We start from the raw sequence: 21,350 nt of genomic DNA on the forward strand, positions 1-21,350 counted from the left end.
GGAACCGGAAGGTGAGCATGCGACGGTCGGTCAGGAACAGGGCCATGGGAGACCGTTTACAAGTGGACCGTTGGGCGCTATCTTCCGCCACAGGTGAGGTGGGAGCGCTCCCATAGGGGGACCGGCGGACCGGAACCCGCCGGAACCCGGACCTGGAAGCGCTCCTGCCTCCCGCACCCGCACCTCCCCACCCCACCCGCACGGTCCGTACACGGAAGGACGGACTCTCCATGTCTGTCATGATCACGACAAATAGGGGGGCGGGGTTACGCTCCCGAGCCCTCCTCCTCGTCCTCCTGGCCCTGGTGGCCACCGTCCCCGCCCTCGGTCTGATCGTCACGACCGGCGGCAAGGCCGAGGCCCACGGCACGCCCATGAAACCCGGCAGCCGTACCTTCCTGTGCTGGCAGGACGGTCTGACCGACACCGGTGAGATCAAGCCGGTCAACCCGGCCTGCAAGAACGCCCAACAGGTCAGCGGGACCACGCCCTTCTACAACTGGTTCTCGGTCCTGCGCTCCGACGGCGCCGGCCGCACCCGCGGCTTCGTCCCGGACGGCGAGCTGTGCAGCGGCGGCAACACCAACTTCACCGGCTTCAACGCCCCACGCGCCGACTGGCCGTTGACCCACCTCACCTCCGGCGCGACCGTCGACTTCTCCTACAACGCCTGGGCCGCGCACCCGGGCTGGTTCTACGTCTATGTCACCAAGGACGGCTTCGACCCCACCCAGACCCTCACCTGGGACGACATGGAGGCCCAGCCGTTCCTGAGCGTCGACCACCCGCCGCTCAACGGCAGTCCGGGCACGGTCGAGGCCAACTACTCCTGGACCGGGCAGCTTCCGGCCAACAAGTCCGGGCGCCACATCATCTACATGGTCTGGCAGCGCTCGGACAGCGCGGAGACCTTCTACTCCTGCTCCGACGTCGTCTTCGACGGCGGAAACGGCGAGGTGACCGGAATCCACGAACCGGGCAACCCCGGCGACCCCGTCCCGGGCACCTGCACCGCCACCCGCAGGACGACCAACAGCTGGAGCGGCGGCTACCAGTCCGAGGTGACCGTCACCAACTCCGGTGACGTCGCGATGCTCGGCTGGATGGTCGACTGGACGCTGCCGAGCGGTCAGTCGATCGTCAGCCTGTGGAGCGGCAACGCGACCTACAACGGCCAGGCGGTGATGGTCCACAACGCCGACTGGAACGGCTCGCTGAGTCCGGGCCAGAGCGCGACGTTCGGATACGTCGTCTCCGGCTCGGGCGGCGACAGCACCACAAGCCTTCCCTGCAGGGTGGGTTGACCGCGATTTCCGCAACGAGCGGACCCGGTGGACGGCGTTTTCCACCGGGTCCGCCCGCCGGACCTCGGGTGGTGCGTGGTGCGTGGCTTGGGGCGACGCTCGCTGCGCGACAACGTGATCGAAAATTGGTCTGTACATGACTCTACCGCCTGGGTGGACAACGATGTCAAGCGCGCCGTGAAACAGGCCCGCGCTCTTCCGTGGTACCGGTGGAGCACGCTACTGTCCCTGCGGCTTGTGCGACCCGTGGTGCGCGACCCGTCCGAAGGAGGAGGGGCCGCGTCATGCGTTTCCGTCCTACGTCCCTGCTGCTGGCGGCCGTCCTCGCGGTCACCGGAGCCACCCCCGCCCTGGCGGCGTCCGCCGCCCCGCCCGGTCTCGTCGACGACCCCACCGCCCACGTCGACCCGCTCATCGGCACCAGGAACGGCGGCAACGTCTTCCCCGGCGCCGTGACCCCGTTCGGCATGTTCTCCTTCAGCCCGGAGAACACCAGAGGTGACGCCACCCGCACCGCCGCCCCCGGCGGGTACCAGTACGACGCGACCCGCATCCGCGGCTTCAGCCTCACCCACATGTCCGGTACCGGCTGCGCGGGCGGCAGCGGTGACATCCCGTTCTTCCCGTACCCCGGCGAGGTCACCTCGTCGCCCGCGAGCGACACGAAGGACGCCGTCTACGCCTCCGACTTCAGCCATGCCGACGAGACCGCCGAGCCCGGCCACTACAAGGTCGGCCTCGCCTCCGGGGTCACCGCCGACCTCACCGCGACGGTCCGCACCGGCTCGGCCCGCTTCACCTACCCGGACGGCAAGCCCGCCTCCCTGCTGATCCGCACCGCCAACTCCGAGGTGGGCTCGACCGATTCCTCGGTCACCATCGACCCCGCGACCCGCACGGTCTCCGGCTCGGTCACCTCCGGCAACTTCTGCGGCTACCTGGACCCCGAGGGCCGACGCGCCTACTACACCCTCTACTTCACCGCCCGCTTCGACCGCGCCTTCAAGTCCACCGGCACCTGGCAGGACGGCACCCTGAGCCCCGGATCGACCTCGGCGAGCGGTGGCACCGGGGGCTTCTCCAGCGGCGGCCGGCCTGTCGCCGGCAAGGGCGCCGGCGGCTACGTCGAGTTCGAGCCGGGGTCCGGCCCCGTGAACGTCAAGGTCGGCATCTCGTACGTCAGCCGGGCCGGCGCCGCCGCGAACCTGGCCGCGGAGAACCCGTCGCACCGCTCCTTCGACGCGGTCAAGGACGCGGCCCGCCGCGCCTGGCGGGACCGGCTGGACGCGATCCGGGTCGGCGGCGGGACGGACGACGAGCGCACCACCTTCTACACCGCGCTGTACCACGCGCTCCTGCACCCGAACGTGATCAGCGACGCCGACCGCAGATACCGCGGCGCCGACGGCAGGGTGCACTCCGTGAGCCGCGGCCACCAGGCCCAGTACGGCACGTTCTCCGGCTGGGACGTCTACCGGGACCAGGTGCAGCTGCTGACCCTGCTCAACCCGCGCACCGGCTCGGACATCGCACAGTCGCTGTACGAGCTCGCCCGGCAGAACGGCGGCAGATGGGACCGCTGGCTGCACGGCGCGAGCGGCACCCACGTCATGAACGGCGACCCCGCACCGGCGGCGCTGGCCGGCATCCGCGCCTTCGGCGGCACCGACTTCGACCTGCGCGGCGCCCTGGACTCGCTGGTCGAGGCGGCGACCGTGCCGACGGAGGACGATCTGTCGGCGGCGGGCAAGCCCGTGCTGTCCGTCGGGCAACGCCCGTCCCTCGACAAGTACCTGAAGCTGCACTACATGCCGTCGGTCTCCAACGCCTGGGGCGGAGCCGCCGAGACGCTGGAGATGTCCGGCGCCGACTTCGCGCTCTCCCAACTCGCCACCGCGGCGGGGGACAAGCGGACGGCCGCCGACTTCGCGCGCCGGGCCCAGTGGTGGCAGAACAACTTCAACATCGCCGCCGACCCCACCGGCGGATACATCGCCAACCGCAAGGCCGACGGCAGCTGGGTCACCGGCTTCACCCCGGCCACCGGCAACGGGTTCGTCGAGGGGACGGCCGCCCAGTACACCTGGATGGTGCAGCACAATCCCGCGGGCCTGTTCGCCGCGATGGGCGGCAGGGACAAGGCGCTCGCCCGCCTCGACGCGTTCTTCCACGACGCCGACGGCGACTGGGCCTTCACCGGCAGCGGCGGCGACAAGTCCGAGCTGGACAACGAGCCGTCGATCAACGTCCCTTACCTGTACGACTACGCGGGCGCCCCGTACCGGACACAGGAGACCGTCCGCGCGGCGATGAAGCAGCTCTGGTCGACGCAGCCCGGCGGCATCCCCGGCAACGACGACCTCGGCGCGATGTCGGCGTGGTACGTCTTCTCCGCGCTCGGCATGTACCCACAGGTGCCCTCCCGCGCCGAACTCGCCCTCGCGTCACCGCTCTTCCCCCGCATCGAGATCGACCGTCCGCACGGAAACGACATCTCCGTCCGCGCGCGGGGCGCCGGTGCCGACGCGCCGTACATCCGCTCCCTGAAGGTCAACGGCCTTAGCAGCGAACGCCCTTGGCTCCCGGCCTCCCTCGTGCGGGACGGCGGCAGGCTCGACTACACGCTCTCCGGCACGCCGGACAGGAGCTGGGGGAGCGCCCCGTCCGACGCCCCGCCCTCCTTCCGCGCGGGCGAACAGCCGTACCAGCTCGGCGTCGGCCCGACCACGGCGACTCTCGCACCGGGCGAGAGCGCGAAGGTCGGCATCCGGGCCCTGTCGCTGAGCGGCGGCGCCGGGCCCGAGGTGCGCTTCCGGGTGGAGACGCCCGACGGGATCACGGCAACTCCCGCCGAGGGCACGGTCGTCGACGGCACACGGGAGATCACCCTCGGCTCCCCCGAGGGCACGCGGCAGGGCTTCTACGACGTGAAGGTCACGGTGACCTCGGGCGAGACCTCCTACACCCAGCCCGTCGCCCTGACCGTGGCCGCCCCGGGCACGCTGCTCGCCGCCTACGACAACACCGGCGTCTCGGACGACGCGGGTGACCACGACGAGGCCGACTACGACGGCGGTGGCTGGAGCTACTCCCGCCAGGCCCTCGCGGCCGCCGGTCTCACCCCGGGCGGACAGGGGACGGTGGACGGGCTGACCTTCACCTGGCCCGACTCGCCGAGCGCCCGTCCCGACAACGCCGCTGCCACCGGCCAGACCATCCGGCTTCCGCAGCCGGCAGGATCGCTGTCCTTCATCGGCAGCGCGGTCAACGGAAACCAGCGGTCCCCGGCCACCGTCACCTACACCGACGGCACCACCGGCACGATCGACCTGGCCTTCACCGACTGGACCGTCGGCGGAGGCGGCGGGACCGTCCAGTACGGCAATGAGGTCGTCGCCCGGAGCGCGTACCGGAACGTGGCAGGCGCGGACAAGGACCCGGTGGCGACCTACGTGTTCGCCACCAAGCCGTTCGCGGCGCCCGACGGCAAGGCGATCGCGAGTGTGGAGCTGCCCGACAACGCCGATCTGCACGTGTTCACCCTCGCGACCGACTGACCCCCAACACCTCGGAAAGCCAAGCGAGTTGGCGGCGCACATGCACCGCGTCGCCGCCCTCGTGCCCGTTGAACGGGTAGGCGTGGATCTCCTTGCGGGGGTCCACGCCGGCCGATTCGCCATAGTGGTTGAAGGCGGCGTACGCCCCGCTCGGCGGGCACACGGTGTCGCGCAGGCCGACGCCGAAGTGGGCCGGGGCCCGGGCCCGCCGGGCGAAGGAGACGCCCTCCAGATAGGAGAGGGCGCGGTACGCGGCCGTCTCGGCGCCCCGGTGGACGGCCAGGTAGGCCGTGATCTCGCCGTACGGGCCCGCGTCCGTGAGGTCCAGGGCGCGGCGGATTCCGCACAGCAGCGGGGCGGTGACCAGGACCGCCGCCAGATCGGGGACGAGTCCCGCGACGGCCAGGGCGAGTGCTCCGCCCTGGCTGTTGCCGACGGCGACGGTGCGCGCGGCGTCCACACCGGGGAGGGCACGCACGGCGGCCACCGCCCGGACCGCGTCCGTGACGAGCCGGCGGTAGTGGTGGTCCTGCGGACTCGTAAGACCTCGTACGGCCGGCCCGGGGCCGCCGGGCGCGCCGGCGTGCGGGTCGGGCGTGTCGCCGCCGCAGCCGTACTGGTCGCCCTGCCCCCTGTTGTCCATCAGCAGATGCGCGTATCCGGCGTTCACCCAGGTCAGCCGCTCGTGCGGAAGGCCGCGGCCGCGGCCGTAGCCCGCGTACTCGACGACGGCGGGCAGTGGTTCGGACACTCCCGCCGGTCTGCTGAACCAGGCCCGGACCGGGTCCCCGGCGTAGCCGCGGAAGGTCACGTCCCAGGTCTTTGTCAGCCGTAGGCCGGTCTCCACCGGGCGCACGGACGCCACCGGGTCCCGCTGGGCGGCCTCCTCGAGGGTGTCCTGCCAGAACACGTCGAAGTCCGCGGGCTCTTCGGGAGCCGGACGGTAGCGCTCCAACTCGGTCAGGGGCAGGTCGAAGGCGGGCACGGGGGCACCTCGCAGGAATCGGTCGGAAGAAGGAAACTTGCGGAGACGGCGATGCCGACTTCCGGGGTCTACCCCGTCGTCATCCGATTCCAACGCGGCGCATTCGTCTCAACTCTTCGCTGCGGCACCCATTGACAGCGCTTTCTGTGAGCCCTTAAGTTGCCGCGAAGTTACCGGTAAGAGCTCGAAAGTTTCGGTTCCACTTCTCCGTCACGGGAGGACCGAGCATGAGCACCTCCACCCCGTCGGCCCGGCGCGGATCCCTGCGCCGCGACTGGCAGTTGTACTCGCTGGCCGTGCTGCCGCTGCTGTTCTTCCTGGTCTTCCGTTATCTGCCGATGATCGGCAACGTCATCGCGTTCCGCCGTTTCGAGCCGGGCGGTTCGATCCTCGGCGAGCAGTGGGTGGGGCTGCGTTATGTGCGGATGTTCCTGTCCGACCCCACCTTCTGGCAGGTGTTCCGCAACACCCTGTGGCTGGGCGCGCTCACGCTCGTCTTCTGCTTCCCGATCCCGATCGTGCTGGCGCTGCTGCTCAACGAGGTCCGCAGGCGTTCGCTGAAACGGTTCGTGCAGTCGGTGTCATATCTGCCGCACTTCCTGTCGATCGTGATCGTCGCGGGCGTCACCCTGCAGATGCTCGCCACGGACGGCCCCGTCAACCAGGCGCTCGGCTGGTTCGGCCACGACCCGATCCGGTTCATCCAGGAACCGGGGTGGTTCCGCACGATCTACGTGGGCTCGGAGATCTGGCAGACCGCGGGCTGGGGCACGATCCTGTACCTCGCCGCGCTCACCACGATCGACGAGGACCTCTACGAGGCCGCCCGCATCGACGGCGCGAGCCGCTGGCGGCAGATCTGGCACGTCACCTTGCCCGGCATCCGTCCCACGATGATCACGCTGCTGATCCTCAACACCGGCACGTTCATGGCCGTCGGTTTCGAGAAGATTCTGCTGCTCTACAACCCGCTGACCTATCCGACGGCCGACGTGGTCTCCACCTACCTCTACCGGGCCGGGGTCGAGTCCAACAGCTTCAGTTACGCCGCCGCGATCGGCCTGTTCGAGGCGGTCGTCGGGCTGGTGCTGATCACCTCCGCGAACCAGCTGTCGCGCCGCACGGTGGGGACGAGCGTGTGGTGAGCGTCGACCGGCCCACGCGGGGGCACCGCGTCTTCCAGAAGGTCAACGGGGTGATCCTGACGCTGGTCGTGGTCGTCACCCTGTACCCCTTCGTCAACATCGTCGCCCGGTCCTTCAGCGGTGAGCGGCAGATCCGCGCCGGCGACGTCACCCTGTGGCCCAGGGGGTTCAACCTCACCACCTACGACATCGTCTTCCACGACTCGATGTTCTGGCGCAACTACGGCAACACGGTCCTCTACACGGTCGTGTCCACCGTCGTGGCCATGGTCCTGACGACCTGTTACGCCTACGTCCTGTCGAAGAGGCGCCTCAGGGGCCGCGGACTCCTCATCGGGCTCGCCGTGTTCACCATGTTCTTCTCCGGCGGCCTGATCCCCCACTACGTGCTGGTCACCAGCCTCGGCCTGAAGAACAGCGTCTGGGCGATCGCCCTCCCGAACGCGATCAGTGTCTTCAACCTGCTGGTGATGAAGGCCTTCTTCGAGAGCCTGCCGACCGAGCTGGAGGAGGCCGCCGAGATCGACGGCCTGAGCACCTACGGCATCCTGCTGCGGATCGTGCTGCCGCTGTCCAAGGCGGTCGTCGCGACGATGGTGCTCTTCTACTCGGTGTCCTTCTGGAACTCCTGGTTCTCGGCGTACCTCTACATGGACCGGACCGAGCTCATGCCGGCCACCGTCTATCTGCGCAACCTCATCGCGGGCGCCACCACGGGTGCCAACGCGGGCGCGGGCACCGAGCAGCTCAGCCAGGTCGGGGCGAACATCCAGGCGGTCACGATCGTGCTCACCGCACTGCCCATCCTCTGCGTGTACCCGTTCGTCCAGCGCTACTTCGTCTCCGGCGTGATGCTCGGCGCGGTCAAGGGCTGAGAGCCGAAACCCCTTACGTCTTACGGAACAAGGGAGCCTCCGTGAAGAACGCAGGTCAGCTGTCACGACGTCGGATCCTCGCCGCGGCGGGATCCGTCGGCCTCGCCACCCTCACCGGCTGCGGCGGCGGGGACGACGGCGGGGACTCCAAGGACCTCTCCAAGAAGCAGAACGGCGCGATGAAGGAGTACCGCGCCGGCCGGCAGTTCAAGGCGTCCAGGCCGCTGTCGTTCTCGGTCCTGCACAACAACAACCCGAACTATCCGCTGAAGGACGGCTGGCTGTTCTGGAAGGAGCTGACCAGGCGCACCGGTGTCACCCTGAAGCCGGTCGCGGTCCCCCTGAGCGACTACGAGAAGAAGCGCAGCGTCCTCATCGGCGCGGGCGACGCCCCGTTCCTGATCCCCAAGACGTACCACCCCTCCGAGGTCGCCTTCGTGTCGTCCGGCGCGATCCTGCCGGTCAGCGAGTACGTGCACCTCATGCCCCACTTCCAGGACAAGGTCAAGCGGTGGAGGCTGGAACCCGAGCTCGACTCCATCCGCCAGTCCGACGGCAATTACTACCTCCTTCCCGGCCTGCACGAGAAGGTCAAGTCCGGCTACTCGCTGTCGCTGCGCACGGACGTCCTCGACAAGCTCGGCCTGAGCCCGCCCCGCACCTGGGACGAGGTGTACGACGTCTTCGCGGCGATCCGGGCCGAGTACCCCGACCGCTATCCCTTCTCCGACCGGTGGAGCACCAACACGCCCTATCCGGCCGGTGCGTTGTTCCGCTATCTCGGCCAGGCCTACGGCGTCAAGGCGGGCTGGACGTACGACAACATCAGCTATGACTCCAAGGCGGGGGAGTTCGTCTTCACGGGTGCCATGGACGGCTACCGCGCGATGGTCGAGTACCTGAGAAAGCTGGTCGCCGAGAAACTGGTGGACCCCGAGAGCTTCACCCAGACCGACGACGAGGCGCTGCAGAAACTGCTCGGCGAGAAGTCCTTCGCGATCAGCGCCAACCCCCAGGAGCTGGTCCAGAGCTACCGCTACAACCTGGAGAAACAGGTCAAGGGCTCGAAGATCGAGATGGTGCCGGTGCCGCTCGGCCCGGCCGGTCCGGTGGTGCTGGGCGGGGCACGGCTGGAGAACGGGGTCATGATCTCCAGCAAGGCGCTCAAGAGCGACACCTTCGTCGCGATGATGCAGTTCGTGGACTGGCTCTGGTACTCGGACGAGGGCCAGAGGTTCGCCAAGTGGGGTGTCCAGGGCACCACTTACACCTACGCCGGGGGCCAGTACAAGCTGGAGCCCGGCATCAGCCTGATGGGCTCCGATCCGGACGCCCCCAAGGACCTCCAGAAGGACTACGGCTTCTTCAACGGCGTCTTCACCTACGGCGGCAGCTGGGCCCTCGTCTCCTCGTCCTTCTCCCCGGACGAGAAGAAGTTCGAGGACGCCATGGCCCAGCGCCGGGAACTGCCCGTCGACCCGGCGCATCCGCTGCAGTCCGTGGAACAGGAACAGGCCACGCTCTGGGACACCCCGCTGCGCGACCACGTCATCCAGAACACCCTCAAGTTCTGCCTCGGCAAGCGTCCACTGTCCGAATGGGACGCCTACGTCGCCGAGTTGAGGGCCAAGAACATGGACCGGCTCGTCGACCTGCACAACAAGGCCCGCCAACGCTTCCAGAAGGAGAACGGGTGATCCGCGTACCCGCCGAGCCGGCCGGCCGGCTTTCCGACGCCTGGCGACACTGCGTGGGCACGGGCCGGATCGAACTCGCCCTGCGCCGTGACTACCAGGACTCCCTCGCCCTCCTCCAGCGCGACATCGGTTTCCGGTACATCCGGGGCCACGGCCTGCTCGACGACGGCATGGGCGTGTACCGCCCGTACGACCACCAGGGCTCCCGCCACATCCACCACGCCTTCACCTACCTCGACCAGGTCGTCGACGCCTACCGGGAACTCGGCATCCGTCCGTTTCTCGAACTTGGCTTCATGCCCGCCGAGTTGGCGTCCGGCGACCAGACGGTCTTCTGGTGGCGCGGCAATGTCACCCCACCCCGCTCGCACCAGGAATGGGCGGACCTGGTCCGGGCGACCCTGCGCCACCTCGTCGACCGCCACGGCCTCGAGGAGGTCCGCACCTGGCCGATCGAGGTGTGGAACGAGCCCAACCTGGCCGACTTCTGGCAGGGCGCCGACGAGCAGGCGTACCACCGGCTCTACGAGGTGACCGCGCACGCCGTGAAGGACGTGGACGCGGCACTCCAGGTCGGCGGTCCGGCGCTCTCCCCGATGTCCGACGACTGGCTGGACCGGTTCGCGGAGTTCGCCGAACGCCGCGACGTGCCCGTCGACTTCGTGTCGAAGCACGCCTACACCTCCGGCCCCGCCCAGCACGTGCCGTTCGGCGCGCACCAGACCCTGGCCCCGGCGAGTGACCTCCTCGAGCAGTTCGCCACACCCCGCGACCGCCTCAAGGGCACCCGGCTGGACGGACTGCCCGTCCACATCACGGAGTTCAACTCCTCCTACCGCCCCGACAACCCCGTCCACGACACCGCCTTCCACGCCGCCTACCTGGCACCCGTGCTGGCGTGGGGCGGCGACCTCGTCGACTCGTTCTCCTACTGGACGTTCAGCGACATGTTCGAGGAGTCCGGGGTCCCCACCGCCCTCTTCCACGGCGGCTTCGGGCTGCTCACCCACCGGCAGGTCCGCAAACCGACGTACCACCTGTACGCGTTCATGGCCCGGATGGGCCCCGAGCTGCTCGCCCGCGGCGACGACCACCTCGTCACCCGCCACCCCGACGGCCGGATCACCGTCCTGGCCTGGGCACCCGTCGATCCGACCGGCGAGACCCCCGGCCCCGACCGGCACCCGGTGCGCTTCTCCCTCCCGATCGGCGCCGCCGCCGAGGCCTTCGTCCGCCGCTCCACCGTCGACGAGGAGCACGGAAACGCCTACACGGCCTGGCGGCACATGGGCAGCCCGCGCTCACCGCGGCGCGGGCAGCTGGACGTCCTGCACGAGGCCGCCGAACCCGCCCGCACCCACCGCCGCCTCCCCGTGCACCAGGGTCGCGCCGACCTCGACCTCACCCTGGCCCGCCACGAGATCACCCTCGTCGAACTGACCCCGATCGCCGACGAGACCCCGCCCTGGTGGGACGAGGACCGACTGCTGGGCAGGGAGCCCTCATGAGCAGCGCGGCGACCGACTTCGGCACCGGTGTCCTCTCCCGTGCCGCCGCCCTCGTCCACACCCTGCTCACCGTGGAGGCCCTGTTCCTCGCCGCCGCCTCGCCCGGCCTCGTCGGCCTGCTGTTCCTGGGACCCGACCCCGCCAACCTGCCCCTCGCCGCCCTCTGCCTGCTGCCCCTCGGCCCGGCCGCCTCCGCCGCGCTGTACGCCCTGCGCCACCGCAGCCGCGACCTCACCGAGCTGCACCCGGCCCGCGTCTACGGGCGCGGCTGGCGCCTCAACGCCGTACCCGCCCTGAAGCTCTGGGCGCCCCTGCTGGCCTGGCTGACGGTCATCGCCTTCACCCTCACCCACTTCACCGCCACGGGCCTGCCCCGCTGGTGGGCGGTGCTGCTCGGGCTCATCGGCGTGACCTCGCTGCTGTGGGGCGCCCACGCCCTCCTCCTCACCTCGCTGTTCACGTTCCGCGCCCGCGACACCGCCCGCCTCGCCGCGTACTTCCTGCTCCGGCACGGCCGCGCCTCCCTGGCCGCCGCCTCCCTGCTCGTCCTCGCCACCGGCCTGACCGTCCTGCTGACCGAGGCCCTGCCCGCCCTGCTCGCCGCCCCGCTGCTGCTCTCCCTGCTGCACGCCGGCCGCCCGGTGATCGCCGAGGCCCAGGAGGACTTCACCTCATGAGCCCGCACAGCCCCCACGCCGAGCGCGGCCCGAAGATCCCGTACGGCGGCGACTACAACCCCGAGCAGTGGCCGGAGGAGGTCTGGGACGAGGACCACCGCCTCTTCACCCAGGCGGGCATCGACACCCTCACCGTCGGCGTCTTCTCCTGGTCCCTCACCCAACCCGCTGAGGAAGCACACGACTTCACGGTCCTCGACCGTGTTCTCGACCGCGCCGCGGCCGAGGGCCGGCAGGTCTGCCTGGCCACCGGCACCGCCGCCCTCCCGCCCTGGCTCGCCACGAAGTACCCCGAGGTCAACCGCACCGACTTCGAGGGCCGCCGGCACCGTTACGGCCAGCGCCACAACTTCTGCCCCAGCTCACCCGCCTACCGCCGGCTGTCCACCGCGATGGCGGGCCGCCTCGCCGAACGCTATGCCCACCACCCCGCGCTGCTCGCCTGGCATGTCAACAACGAGTACGGCGGCGCCTGTTACTGCGATCTGTGCGCCGGTGCCTTCCGTGACTGGCTGCGCGACGGGCACGGCACCCTGGACGCCCTCAACGACGCCTGGTGGACCACCTTCTGGTCGCACCGCTACACCGACTGGGACCAGATCGAACCGCCCAGCGCCCTCACCGAGCACTGGCGCGGCCCCGACCACACCGCCTTCCAGGGCATCACCCTCGACTACCGGCGCTTCATGACCGACGCCCTGCTCGGCTGCTTCACCGCCGAGAAGGAGGCCCTGCGCGCCCACGACCCGGACACTCCCGTCACGACGAACCTCATGGGCGCGTACCGCCCGCTGGACTACCACCGCTGGGCGCCCCACCTCGACTTCGCCTCCTGGGACAACTACCCGCCCCTCGACGCCCCGCCCACCCGTCCGGCCCTCGCGCACGACCTCATGCGCGGCCTCAAGGACGGCGCCCCCTTCTGGCTCATGGAGCAGACCCCGTCCACCACCGCCTGCCGCGACGTCAACCCGCTGCGCAGGCCGGGCGAGCTGCGCCTGGCCACCTTCCAGGCGATCGCGCACGGCGCGGACGCGGCCCTCTACTTCCAGATGCGCGCCTCACGCGGCGCCTGCGAGAAGTACCACGGCGCCGTGATCGGCCACGCGGGCCGCGACGACACCCGCGTCTTCCGTGAAGCAGCCGAACTGGGCAGGGAGTTGCGGGACCTCGGCGGTGCCTCGCTGGGCGCCCGCACCCCTGCCCGCACCGCCCTCCTCTTCGACTGGGACAGCTGGTGGGCCCTGGAGATCTCCGACGGCCCCTCCCGCCTGGTCCGGTACCTGGACGTCGTCCACGCCTACTACCGGGCCGCCCGTGAGGCGGGCGCCGACGTGGACGTCGTACCGGTCACCGCCGACCTCACGCCGTACGACGTGGTCCTCGCTCCCGTCCTCCACCTTCTCAAGGGAGATCTGGCCGAGCGCCTGGAGACGGTGGCACGGCGCGGCGGCAGCGTCCTCGCGACCTTCCTCACCGCGCGCTCCGACGCCCACGACCGCGCCTTCCTCACCGACGTCCCCGGCCCCCTGGGCCCCCTGCTCGGCATCCGCGTCGACGAATGGGACGCCCGCCCCGAGGACGTCGTACAGCCCGTGGAACTGGAGGACTCGACCTACGAGGCCCGCCTCGTCTTCGAGCTCGTCCGGCTCCGGGGCGCCGAACCGGTCGCGGCCTACGGCGCCGACTTCTACGCGGGCACCCCGGCCGTGACCCGCCACTCCTACGGCGCGGGGGAGGCCTGGTACGTGGCCACCGCCCTCGACCAGCCGGGCGTCGCCCACGTCGTCCGCCGCGTCCTCGCCCGCCACGACCTGATCGGTCCCTACGCCGACCACTTCGGGGTGGAGACCGCGACCCGCGCCGCCCCGGACGGCACCCACCTGCTCTTCCTGCTCAACCACGTTCCCGAGCCGGCCCACCTGACCGCCCACGCCCCGGCCACCGACCTCCTCACCGGCAAGCGGTTCGACCGGGGCGAGCCCCTGACCCTGGAGCCGCTCGGAGTCGTCGTCCTGCGTCTTCAGCAGATGAGCCGGCCGTACGCATCCGGTACCCCCGACTTGCGCAGGAAGTAGCTGTTGATCTGGTCCCGCCACTCCCGGGCGCCGCGTAGCTGCTCCTCGTACCGCTCCGCGACACGCGCGTGCCGTGCCGGCTCCATCAGGTCCGCGAGGCCCGCCCACACCCGGCGGGCCTCCTCCACCTCCTCGACACCCTCGAAGTGGGTGTCGTAGATGTGCTGGATCACGGTCTTCCCGCTGCGGAGCACATGACCGTAGGGCACGTGGTGGAAGAACAGCAGCAGCTCGTCCGGGCAGGTTTCGGCGGACTCGTACACCTCGGCCCACGGCTTGGCGTACTGCGCCGCGTACCCCGTCCCCGTCGCCGCGCTGCGGTCGACGCCGATGCCGTCGCGGTCGGCGAAGTGGTACGTCCCCCACGGGCTGTACTCGTAGCCGTCCACGCTCGGCCCGTAGTGGTGGCCGGGCTGCACCATGAACCCCACGCCGAGCGGGGCGGTGTACTTCTCGTACGTCCGCCAGGAGCCGGCCAGCACCGCCCGCAACCCGGTGACCAGCCGCTCGGGGGCGGACGGGAAGGTGAGGCCGATCCACTCGTCCAGGACGCGGTGCGGGTCGGCGTCCGGCTGCCAGGCCAGTCGTCCGAAGGTGTAGAGGTTCGCCTGGGCCAAGGGGTGGCCGGTCCAGAACGGGTCGTCGCCCACGTTGGAGACGGCGACCAGATCACGGGCCGCCTCGCCGACGCTCGGGCCGGCTTCGCCCTCGGGCCGGAAGCCCAGCACCTCGCTCCACATGGGACCCAGCCAGCACACGTGCCGCTGCTGCCCGGTGTACTCCTGCGTGGCCTGCACCTCCACCGCTACCCGGGTGCGCGGCAGCGCCCCGAGCAACGGTGAGACCGGCTCCCGCACCTGGAAGTCCATCGGCCCGTGCTTGACCTGGAGCACCGCGTTGTCGGCGAACTCCCCGTCCAGCGGGGCGAAATGCTCGTACGCGGCCCGCGCCCGGTCCGTCGACCGGTCCCGCCAGTCCTGCCGGTGGTCGTAGACGAAGGCGCGCCAGTGGACCGTGCCGCCGTACGGGGCGAGCGCGGCCGCCAGCATGTTCGCGCCGTCCGCGTGACCGCGCCCGTACGTGAACGGCCCTGGTTGTCCCTCCGAGTCGGCCTTCACCACGAAGCCGCCGAAGTCCGGGATCGTCTCGTACACCGCGTCGACGGCCCGTGCCCACCAGCCGCGCACGGCCTCGTCCAGCGGATCGGCGGTGGCCGGCCCCCCGAGCAGGACCGGCGCGGCGAAGGTCACCGACAGATGCGTCCGGATGCCGTACGGCCGCAACGCCTCCGCGATCGCGGCCACTTCACCGATCCGGTCGGTGAGCAGCCGCGCCTCGGCCCCGTGCACGTTGACGTTGTTGACGGAGACGGCGTTGATCCCGCAGGCCGCGAGCAGTCTGCCGTACGCCCGGACCCGCCCGAACTCGCCCCGTGCCCGCCCGTCCCGCCAGAACAGCGAGCCTCCGGCGTACCCGCGCTCGACCTGGCCCATGACCGGATGCACGGCCACGTTGTCCCAGTGATCGAGCATCCGCAGGACCTTCGCCGGCCGGTGGACCTCCCGCGCGCGGGTCCCGGTGAAAGCCGCCTCCCCGAGGCGGACCACGTGGAACAGGCCGTACAGCAGCCCGCGTCCGCCGGAGGCGGAGACCGTCGTCGTACCGCCGTCCCGCGCGTACGCGAACCCCTCCTCGCCGAGTCCGCCGTCGGTCACCTCGAGCAGGAGGTCGTACGAGCCGTCCCGTACGACCTCCCCGCCGAACCGCGCGCAGGCGTCGGCCACTTCATCGCGCACGGTCTCGACGAGCGGACCCGCCCCCCGGATCCGGGTGCGCCGGGCCCCCAGCGGCCGGAAGGCCTCGGGGGGCAGCCAGGCGGGGTCGGTCCCGGGCGGGTCCGCTCGGTTCACGACAGCAACTCCACTTCCGACACCTCGGCCTGGCCGTCGAAGACCAGGCGGTACTTCCGGTAGGTACCCGGCGCCGCCACGCTGAACGCCCGCGTCTGCAGGTCCCAGGCGAAGGTCTGCCCGGAGCGGCGGTCCAGCGTCTTCCACGTCGTCCCGTCGGACGAGCCCTCCAGCCGCCAGCTCGTGGGAGCCTGCGCATGGTCGGAGGAGGTAAGGGTGTACTGCACGGCCTTCGTGGCGCCGCCGACCGGCAGGCCGACCGTGTCCGACACCGTCGCGTCCGTCTGCGACGTGTTGTCGAAGAGGGCACCGCCGGGCGTCAGTACGTCCTTCCTGGGCGTCGGCACCTTGTCGTCCCGCGTGATCGACACGGGGGCCGCGTTCTTCCCGCTTCCCCACGCCGACGGCCGCGACCCCATGTCGAACTCCAGGACCCCGCCCTTGGCGAGGAGCGAGTGGGGGAGCGAAGTCGACGTCCAGGCCCGGCCGTTGACCTTCAGGCCCTGCACATGGACATTCCGCGCGCTGTTCTTCGGGGCCTTGATCACCAGGTCCTCACCGTTCTCCAGGTGCACCGTCGCCTTGCGGAACAGCGGAGAGCCGACGGCGTACTCGCCGCTGCCCATCACCAGCGGGTAGAAGCCGAGCGCGGAGAACAGGTACCAGGCCGACTGCTCGCCGTTGTCCTCGTCACCGTGGTAGCCCTGCCCGATGGAGCTGCCGGTGTACAGACGCGACAGCGCCTCGCGGACCTTCGCCTGCGTCTTCCAGGGCTGCCCGGCCGCGTCGTACATGTAGATCGCGTGGTGGGCGACCTGGTTGGAGTGCCCGTACATGCCCATCCGGACGTCCCGCGCCTCCGTCATCTCGTGGATGACCCCGCCGTAGGAGCCCACGAATGCGGGGGAGGCGGTCTCGGGGGTCGCGAAGTAGGTGTCGAGCTTCTGCGCCAGACCGGCCCGGCCGCCGTACAGGTTGGCCAGGCCCCGGCTGTCCTGCGGGGCGGTGAAGGCGTAGCCCCAGCCGTTGGTCTCGGTGTAGTCGTAGCCCCATACGCGCGGGTCGTACTTCGACGACTCGACGCGCCAGGCGCCGTCGTCGTCACGGCCCTGGAAGAAGCCGGCGTCGGAGTCGAAGAGGTTCACGTACCCCTGGGCCCGGTTGAGGAAGTAGGCGGATTCCTCCGCGTACCGCTTCTCGCCCGTCTTCTTGTACAGAGCCTGGCCCATGCGGGCGATGCCGTAGTCGTTGAGGTAGCCCTCCAGCGCCCAGGACAGACCCTCGTGGGTGGTCGTGCTGGTGTAGCCGAGGAAGGGGGAGGTCGCCATGCCCTTGCGGCCCACGCCCGAGGCCGGGGGCACCACCGTCGCGTTCTTCAGGGCCGCCTCGTAGGCCGCCTTCGCGTCGAAGCCGACTCCCTTGACGTAGGCGTCGGCGAAGGCGACGTCCGACGAGGTGCCGGTCATCAGGTCGGCGTACCCGGGCGAGGACCAGCGCGAGGTCCAGCCGCCGTCCTTGTACTGCTGCACGAAACCGTCCGTCAGCTCGCCCGCCTGAGTGGGTGTCAGCAGCGCGTAGGCGGGCCAGCTCGTCCGGTAGGTGTCCCAGAAACCGTTGTTGACGTACACCTTGCCGTCCACGATCTTCGCGCCGGTGTGCGTCGGGGTGTCGGGGCTCTCCATGGGAGAGAAGGGGGAGGCGTACCGGTAGGCCGAACCGACCTTCTCGAAGCCCGAGTTGGGGTACAGGTACAGCCGGTAGAGGCTGGAGTACAGCGTCGTCAGCTGGTCCGCCGTCGCGCCCTCCACCTCGACCGTGCCGAGGAGTTCGTCCCACTGCCGCTGAGCCCGCAGCTTCACGGTGTCGAAGTCCGTGTCCCGCGGGATCTCCTGGCGCAGGTTGTCCTTCGCCTGGTCGACGCTGATCAGCGAGGTCGCCAGACGCAGGGTGACCGTCCGGTCGGCGCCCGCGTCGAAGCGCAGGTAGCCCTTCTCCCCGCTCGACGCCCCGTCCGTCACCGGCGCGTCGAACTCGCCGTACACGAAGAGCCTGGTCGCACCCGCCGACAGCCCGGACTTCACGTCCGAGTAGCCGGTGACGACCCCGGAGTCCTTGTCGAGCGTCAGCCCCGCCTGGTCGGTGACGTTGTCGAAGAGGACGCTCGCGTCCGAGCCCGGATAGGTGAAGCGGAGGGCGGCCGCGTGGTCGGTCGGCGCCATCTCCGCCCTGAGCCCGTTCTCGAAACGCACCCCGTAGTAGTACGGCCGCGCGGTCTCGTTCGAGTGACGGAAGGCCAGTGCCCGTGCCGTCCGTCCGGTGTCCGGGGTGCCCCCCGCCGCCGACGGCATCACCTGGAACGTCTGCCGGTCGCCCATCCAGGGACTCGGCTCATGGCTCGCGCTGAACGCCTGGATCGTGGGCAGATTGTCCGCGTTGTTCCCGCGGGAGTAGTCGTACAGCCAGCTCAGCGAGCCCGCGTTCGTCACCGGGGTCCAGAAGTTGAACCCGTGCGGCACGGCCGTCGCCGGGAAGTTGTTGCCCCGCGAGAAACTCCCGCTGGAGTTGGTCCCGCGGGTGGTCAGCGCGTAGTCCGACAGGTGTGCCTTTTTCGGCTCCGCGGCGGCCGTGCGCAGCGCGATGTCGTCCACCCAGCCCCGGAACTGCTCCGGGCCGCCGGGGGAGTCGTACGCCACCAGGATCCGGTCGACCGTCTTCCCGGCCGCCACCGCCCCGATCCCCGACACCACGTCGTTCCACTGGTTGACGTACAGCACCTTCGCCGCGCCCTGCCCGCGCGGCGACAGCGGGAAGCCGTACTGGTCCACCGCGCCCAGCCCGCTCAGATACGTCCCGTCGGTGAAGGCCAGGTCCACCGAGACGTTCGTCGCCGCGTAGCCCAGTTCGCCGTGCACCATCTGGGGGAAGATCCGGTACGCCAGCTGTGTCCGCGCGCCGACCCGCACGTTCACGTCGAAGACCTTGTTGTACGAGTACGCCCGGCCGTCGGCCGGGTGCCGTCCGGCGTAGCGCAGCGCTTGCAGGCCGGTGAACCCGGCCCGCGCCTTCGCGGTCGGCGAACTGGTCGGGCCGCGGTCGACGACGGTGAGCATGTCCGGTGGCACCGGCTCGCCGCTCCCGCCGGTGCCGAACCGCACGTCGGCCAGTTGGAGGATGGTGGCCCCGTGGTTCTTGGTGAAGTCCAGCCGGAGGTGCCGGTACTCGGCCGTGGCGGCGAGGGTGTACGTCTTCGTCAGGAAGCGCTCGGAGAACGATTCCCCGGAGCGGCTGTCGAGCGTCGTCCAGGTGGTGCCGTCCACCGACCCCTTCAGGGTCCAGTCGGCCGGGTCGCGGGTGGCGAAGTCGTTGGCCGAGGTCAGCGCGTACGTGCTGACCGCGGCCGGGGTGGCCAGGTCGAACTCCACCCAGCCGGTGGAGGCGAAGGTCAGCCATTTGCTGTCGGCGTCGCGGTCGACGAGGTTCTCCTTCCCCTCGAAGGAGGCGTCGTTCTCCGCGCTCGCCCGGAGGCCCGACACCCGGTCGGTCACATCACCGGCAAGTCTGCCGGTGTCGTAGCCGCCGTCGACCCCCGAGGCGCGTTCCGGCGTGCTGACCCAGTCGGGGGCGGGCTGGCCGGCCTCGAACGACGAGGCGAACGCCCGGGCGGGCAACCGCACGGACGCCGGCTCGGCGACCGCCACGCCCGGAGCGCCGACCGTCAGGACTAGGGCGGCCGTGACCGCGATCGCGCGTAACCGTCCGAACCACTGCATGCGTGAGCATCCTCCCCGCCCGGCCAAGGGCCTCGGACAACGTTGTCCTACTCAGTGCGCAGCCAACAGTAGGTGGCCAAGTGGTGGCCGATGTCAAGGAGGTTGATTGCGCCAGGCGGGGCACATGTCGTGCGATTTTCCGGCAAGACCACCGCGGACGGCTCATATTTCCGGGAGGTCTCAACTCGGAAAAGACCAACGGTCAACCGTGCATTCGATCTTGCCCCGTTGGCGGGAAGTGGACTATACCTGTCGGCGATTCATGCGATCCGCACGACCCTGCTTGACCTGACCGCGGTGCCGGGCAGAATCCGGTGCACCGCCCGAGTCCTGGAGAAGGCGAGAACTTGAGCATGGGATCCAGCTCCGAGAACGACGGCGCGGTGAACGGCACCTCGGTGGGCGTCGGCCGACGCGATCTGATCAGACGGTCTGCCGCACTCGGCCTGATCTCCGTCCCCACGATGAGCTTTCTGGCCGCCTGTGCCAGCAGCGGCGGCGGGGGCGAGGAGAAGGCCAAGGCCGGAAAGAAGACGGCGAAGAACCCCCTTGCGGTCAATGAGACCGCCCCGATGGAATTCGTCCTGTTCGACGGCGGTTTCGGCAAGGAGTACGCCGAGGACGCGGTGCAGATCTACGAGAAGAACTTCCCGAAAGCGAAGGTGAAGTTCTCGGCCACCCAGAAGATCCAGTCCACGCTCCAGCCCCGCTTCAACCAGGGCACCCCGCCCGACCTCATCGACAACTCCGGCGCCGAGCAGATGGACATGGGCGTCCTGGTCGGCAAGAAGCAGCTCGCCGACCTCACCCCGCTGCTCGACGCCCCCTCCTACGACGACCCCGCCAAGAAGGTCCGCGACACCCTGCGGCCCGGCATCGTGGAGATGGGCCAGTTCGACGGCGACCCGGTCTGGATCCTGTACTACGCCTACACCGTCTACGGCGTCTGGTACTCGCAGAAGGCCCTGGACTCCCTGGACGCCGCTTATCCGGAGACCTGGGACGAGATGCTCGCGGTCTGCGAGAAGGCCAAGAAGAAGGGCATCGCCGGCTGGACGTACGCGGGCAAATACCCTTATTACCTCCCCTTCTCGCTCTATCCGATGATCGGCAAGGTCGGCGGCCGGGAAGTCCTCGACGCCATCGACAACCTGGAGCCGAACGCCTGGAAGCACCCGGCGGTCAAGGCCTGTTTCGAGGCGTACTACGAGCTCTACAAGAAGGGGTACATCCTGCGGGGCACCCCGGGCCTGGACCACATCCAGTCACAGACGGCGTGGGCCCAGGGCAAGGCGCTGTTCATCCCCAACGGCTCCTGGGTGGAGAACGAGTCGGCCAAGGTCATCCCGGCCGACTTCGACCTCGCGGTCTCCGCGCCCACCGGCATCGACTCCTCCGACAAGATGCCCTTCGGTACCATCTGGGCCTCCGGCGGCGAGCCCTTCATCGTCCCCGCCAAGGCGAAGAACACCGCGGGCGGCATGGAGCAGCTGCGCATCATGCTCAGCGAGGCCTCCTCCAAGAACTTCACCGCCAAGGTCAAGTCCCTCACCGCCTACGACGGCGGCACCGACGGCCTGACCCTCACCCCCGGCCTGAAGTCGGGCGTCGCCGCGCTGGAGAAGGCCGGCGACAACGTGGTGAACCCGCGCATGCAGGACTGGTACGTCCAGTTGCAGAAGGAACAGATCGGCGTCGGCGGTCTCGGCGAGTTGATGGCCGGGCGGCTCACCCCGGTGGAGGCCATCAACAAGATCCAGGGCTACGCCGACGCGGCGGCGAAGGACACGTCCATCAAGCACTACAAGCACCCGTAGCACCAGCAACCGTATTCACGACGGCAC

12 protein-coding genes are annotated in these 21,350 nt (G+C 69.9%); 9 read left to right on the forward strand and 3 right to left on the reverse strand.

Translation table 11 applies throughout. The features are described from left to right. The first annotated feature begins 230 nt into the window (after positions 1-230). A complete protein-coding gene (locus ACIBVL_RS39535) occupies positions 231-1,304 on the forward strand; it encodes a lytic polysaccharide monooxygenase (RefSeq protein WP_399105449.1) in 1,074 nt (357 codons plus the stop codon). A 284-nt stretch (positions 1,305-1,588) separates the two neighbouring features. Continuing rightward, complete coding sequence (locus tag ACIBVL_RS39540; RefSeq protein WP_399105450.1) at positions 1,589-4,861, forward strand: GH92 family glycosyl hydrolase; 3,273 nt, start codon at positions 1,589-1,591, stop codon at positions 4,859-4,861. On the opposite strand, the gene ACIBVL_RS39545 is transcribed toward ACIBVL_RS39540, so the two are convergent. Further along, positions 4,842-5,846 carry an acetylxylan esterase gene (locus tag ACIBVL_RS39545; RefSeq protein ID WP_399105451.1) on the reverse strand — a complete coding sequence of 335 codons (1,005 nt, stop codon included), beginning with the start codon at positions 5,844-5,846 and terminating at the stop codon, positions 4,842-4,844. The genes ACIBVL_RS39540 and ACIBVL_RS39545 overlap by 20 nt on opposite strands. A 227-nt stretch (positions 5,847-6,073) precedes the next feature. On the opposite strand from ACIBVL_RS39545, the gene ACIBVL_RS39550 reads away from it, so the two are divergent. The 6 genes from ACIBVL_RS39550 to ACIBVL_RS39575 are packed head-to-tail and all read left to right on the forward strand — an operon-like array spanning position 6,074 to position 13,826. Beyond that, complete coding sequence (locus ACIBVL_RS39550) at positions 6,074-6,991, forward strand: ABC transporter permease (RefSeq protein ID WP_399105452.1); 918 nt, start codon at positions 6,074-6,076, stop codon at positions 6,989-6,991. After that, positions 6,985-7,866, forward strand: coding sequence for a carbohydrate ABC transporter permease (locus tag ACIBVL_RS39555; protein WP_399105454.1), 882 nt, complete (start codon positions 6,985-6,987; stop codon positions 7,864-7,866). Before ACIBVL_RS39550 ends, ACIBVL_RS39555 begins: the two co-directional genes overlap by 7 nt. Before the next feature lie 41 nt (positions 7,867-7,907). Next, positions 7,908-9,563, forward strand: a complete 1,656-nt coding sequence (locus ACIBVL_RS39560; RefSeq protein WP_399105456.1) for an extracellular solute-binding protein — start codon at positions 7,908-7,910, stop codon at positions 9,561-9,563. After that, positions 9,560-11,071 carry a xylan 1,4-beta-xylosidase gene (locus ACIBVL_RS39565; protein WP_399105458.1) on the forward strand — a complete coding sequence of 504 codons (1,512 nt, stop codon included), beginning with the start codon at positions 9,560-9,562 and terminating at the stop codon, positions 11,069-11,071. The genes ACIBVL_RS39560 and ACIBVL_RS39565 overlap by 4 nt, the downstream gene beginning before the upstream one ends. Then, the gene (locus ACIBVL_RS39570) at positions 11,068-11,748 is read left to right on the forward strand and encodes a hypothetical protein (RefSeq protein WP_399105459.1); all 681 of its coding nucleotides are present in this window, start codon (positions 11,068-11,070) and stop codon (positions 11,746-11,748) included. Before ACIBVL_RS39565 ends, ACIBVL_RS39570 begins: the two co-directional genes overlap by 4 nt. Then, positions 11,745-13,826, forward strand: coding sequence for a beta-galactosidase (locus tag ACIBVL_RS39575; protein WP_399105461.1), 2,082 nt, complete (start codon positions 11,745-11,747; stop codon positions 13,824-13,826). Before ACIBVL_RS39570 ends, ACIBVL_RS39575 begins: the two co-directional genes overlap by 4 nt. Here the strand turns inward: ACIBVL_RS39575 and ACIBVL_RS39580 are convergent. Both ACIBVL_RS39580 and ACIBVL_RS39585 read right to left on the reverse strand, forming a co-directional pair. After that, positions 13,772-15,736: an alpha-glucuronidase gene (locus ACIBVL_RS39580; RefSeq protein ID WP_399105463.1), complete on the reverse strand. Its 1,965-nt coding sequence runs from the start codon at positions 15,734-15,736 to the stop codon at positions 13,772-13,774. The genes ACIBVL_RS39575 and ACIBVL_RS39580 overlap by 55 nt on opposite strands. Next, complete coding sequence (locus ACIBVL_RS39585; protein ID WP_399105465.1) at positions 15,733-19,506, reverse strand: GH92 family glycosyl hydrolase; 3,774 nt, start codon at positions 19,504-19,506, stop codon at positions 15,733-15,735. Before ACIBVL_RS39585 ends, ACIBVL_RS39580 begins: the two co-directional genes overlap by 4 nt. Before the next feature lie 353 nt (positions 19,507-19,859). On the opposite strand from ACIBVL_RS39585, the gene ngcE reads away from it, so the two are divergent. Continuing rightward, complete coding sequence (gene ngcE / locus ACIBVL_RS39590; RefSeq protein WP_399105467.1) at positions 19,860-21,323, forward strand: N-acetylglucosamine/diacetylchitobiose ABC transporter substrate-binding protein; 1,464 nt, start codon at positions 19,860-19,862, stop codon at positions 21,321-21,323. Positions 21,324-21,350: the final 27 nt, after the last annotated feature.

Origin of the sequence: Streptomyces sp. NPDC049687, assembly GCF_044465285.1 — a bacterium.
GTDB lineage: Bacteria > Actinomycetota > Actinomycetes > Streptomycetales > Streptomycetaceae > Streptomyces.

Bases quoted from the DNA above. Each gene is read 5' to 3' on its own strand.
- ngcE (WP_399105467.1), top strand. From the start codon at position 19,860: ATGGGATCCAGCTCCGAGAACGACGGCGCGGTGAACGGCACCTCGGTG.
- ACIBVL_RS39575 (WP_399105461.1), top strand. From the start codon at position 11,745: ATGAGCCCGCACAGCCCCCACGCCGAGCGCGGCCCGAAGATCCCGTAC.
- ACIBVL_RS39550 (WP_399105452.1), top strand. From the start codon at position 6,074: ATGAGCACCTCCACCCCGTCGGCCCGGCGCGGATCCCTGCGCCGCGAC.
- ACIBVL_RS39535 (WP_399105449.1), top strand. From the start codon at position 231: ATGTCTGTCATGATCACGACAAATAGGGGGGCGGGGTTACGCTCCCGA.
- ACIBVL_RS39570 (WP_399105459.1), top strand. From the start codon at position 11,068: ATGAGCAGCGCGGCGACCGACTTCGGCACCGGTGTCCTCTCCCGTGCC.
- ACIBVL_RS39585 (WP_399105465.1), bottom strand. From the start codon at position 19,506: ATGCAGTGGTTCGGACGGTTACGCGCGATCGCGGTCACGGCCGCCCTA.
- ACIBVL_RS39540 (WP_399105450.1), top strand. From the start codon at position 1,589: ATGCGTTTCCGTCCTACGTCCCTGCTGCTGGCGGCCGTCCTCGCGGTC.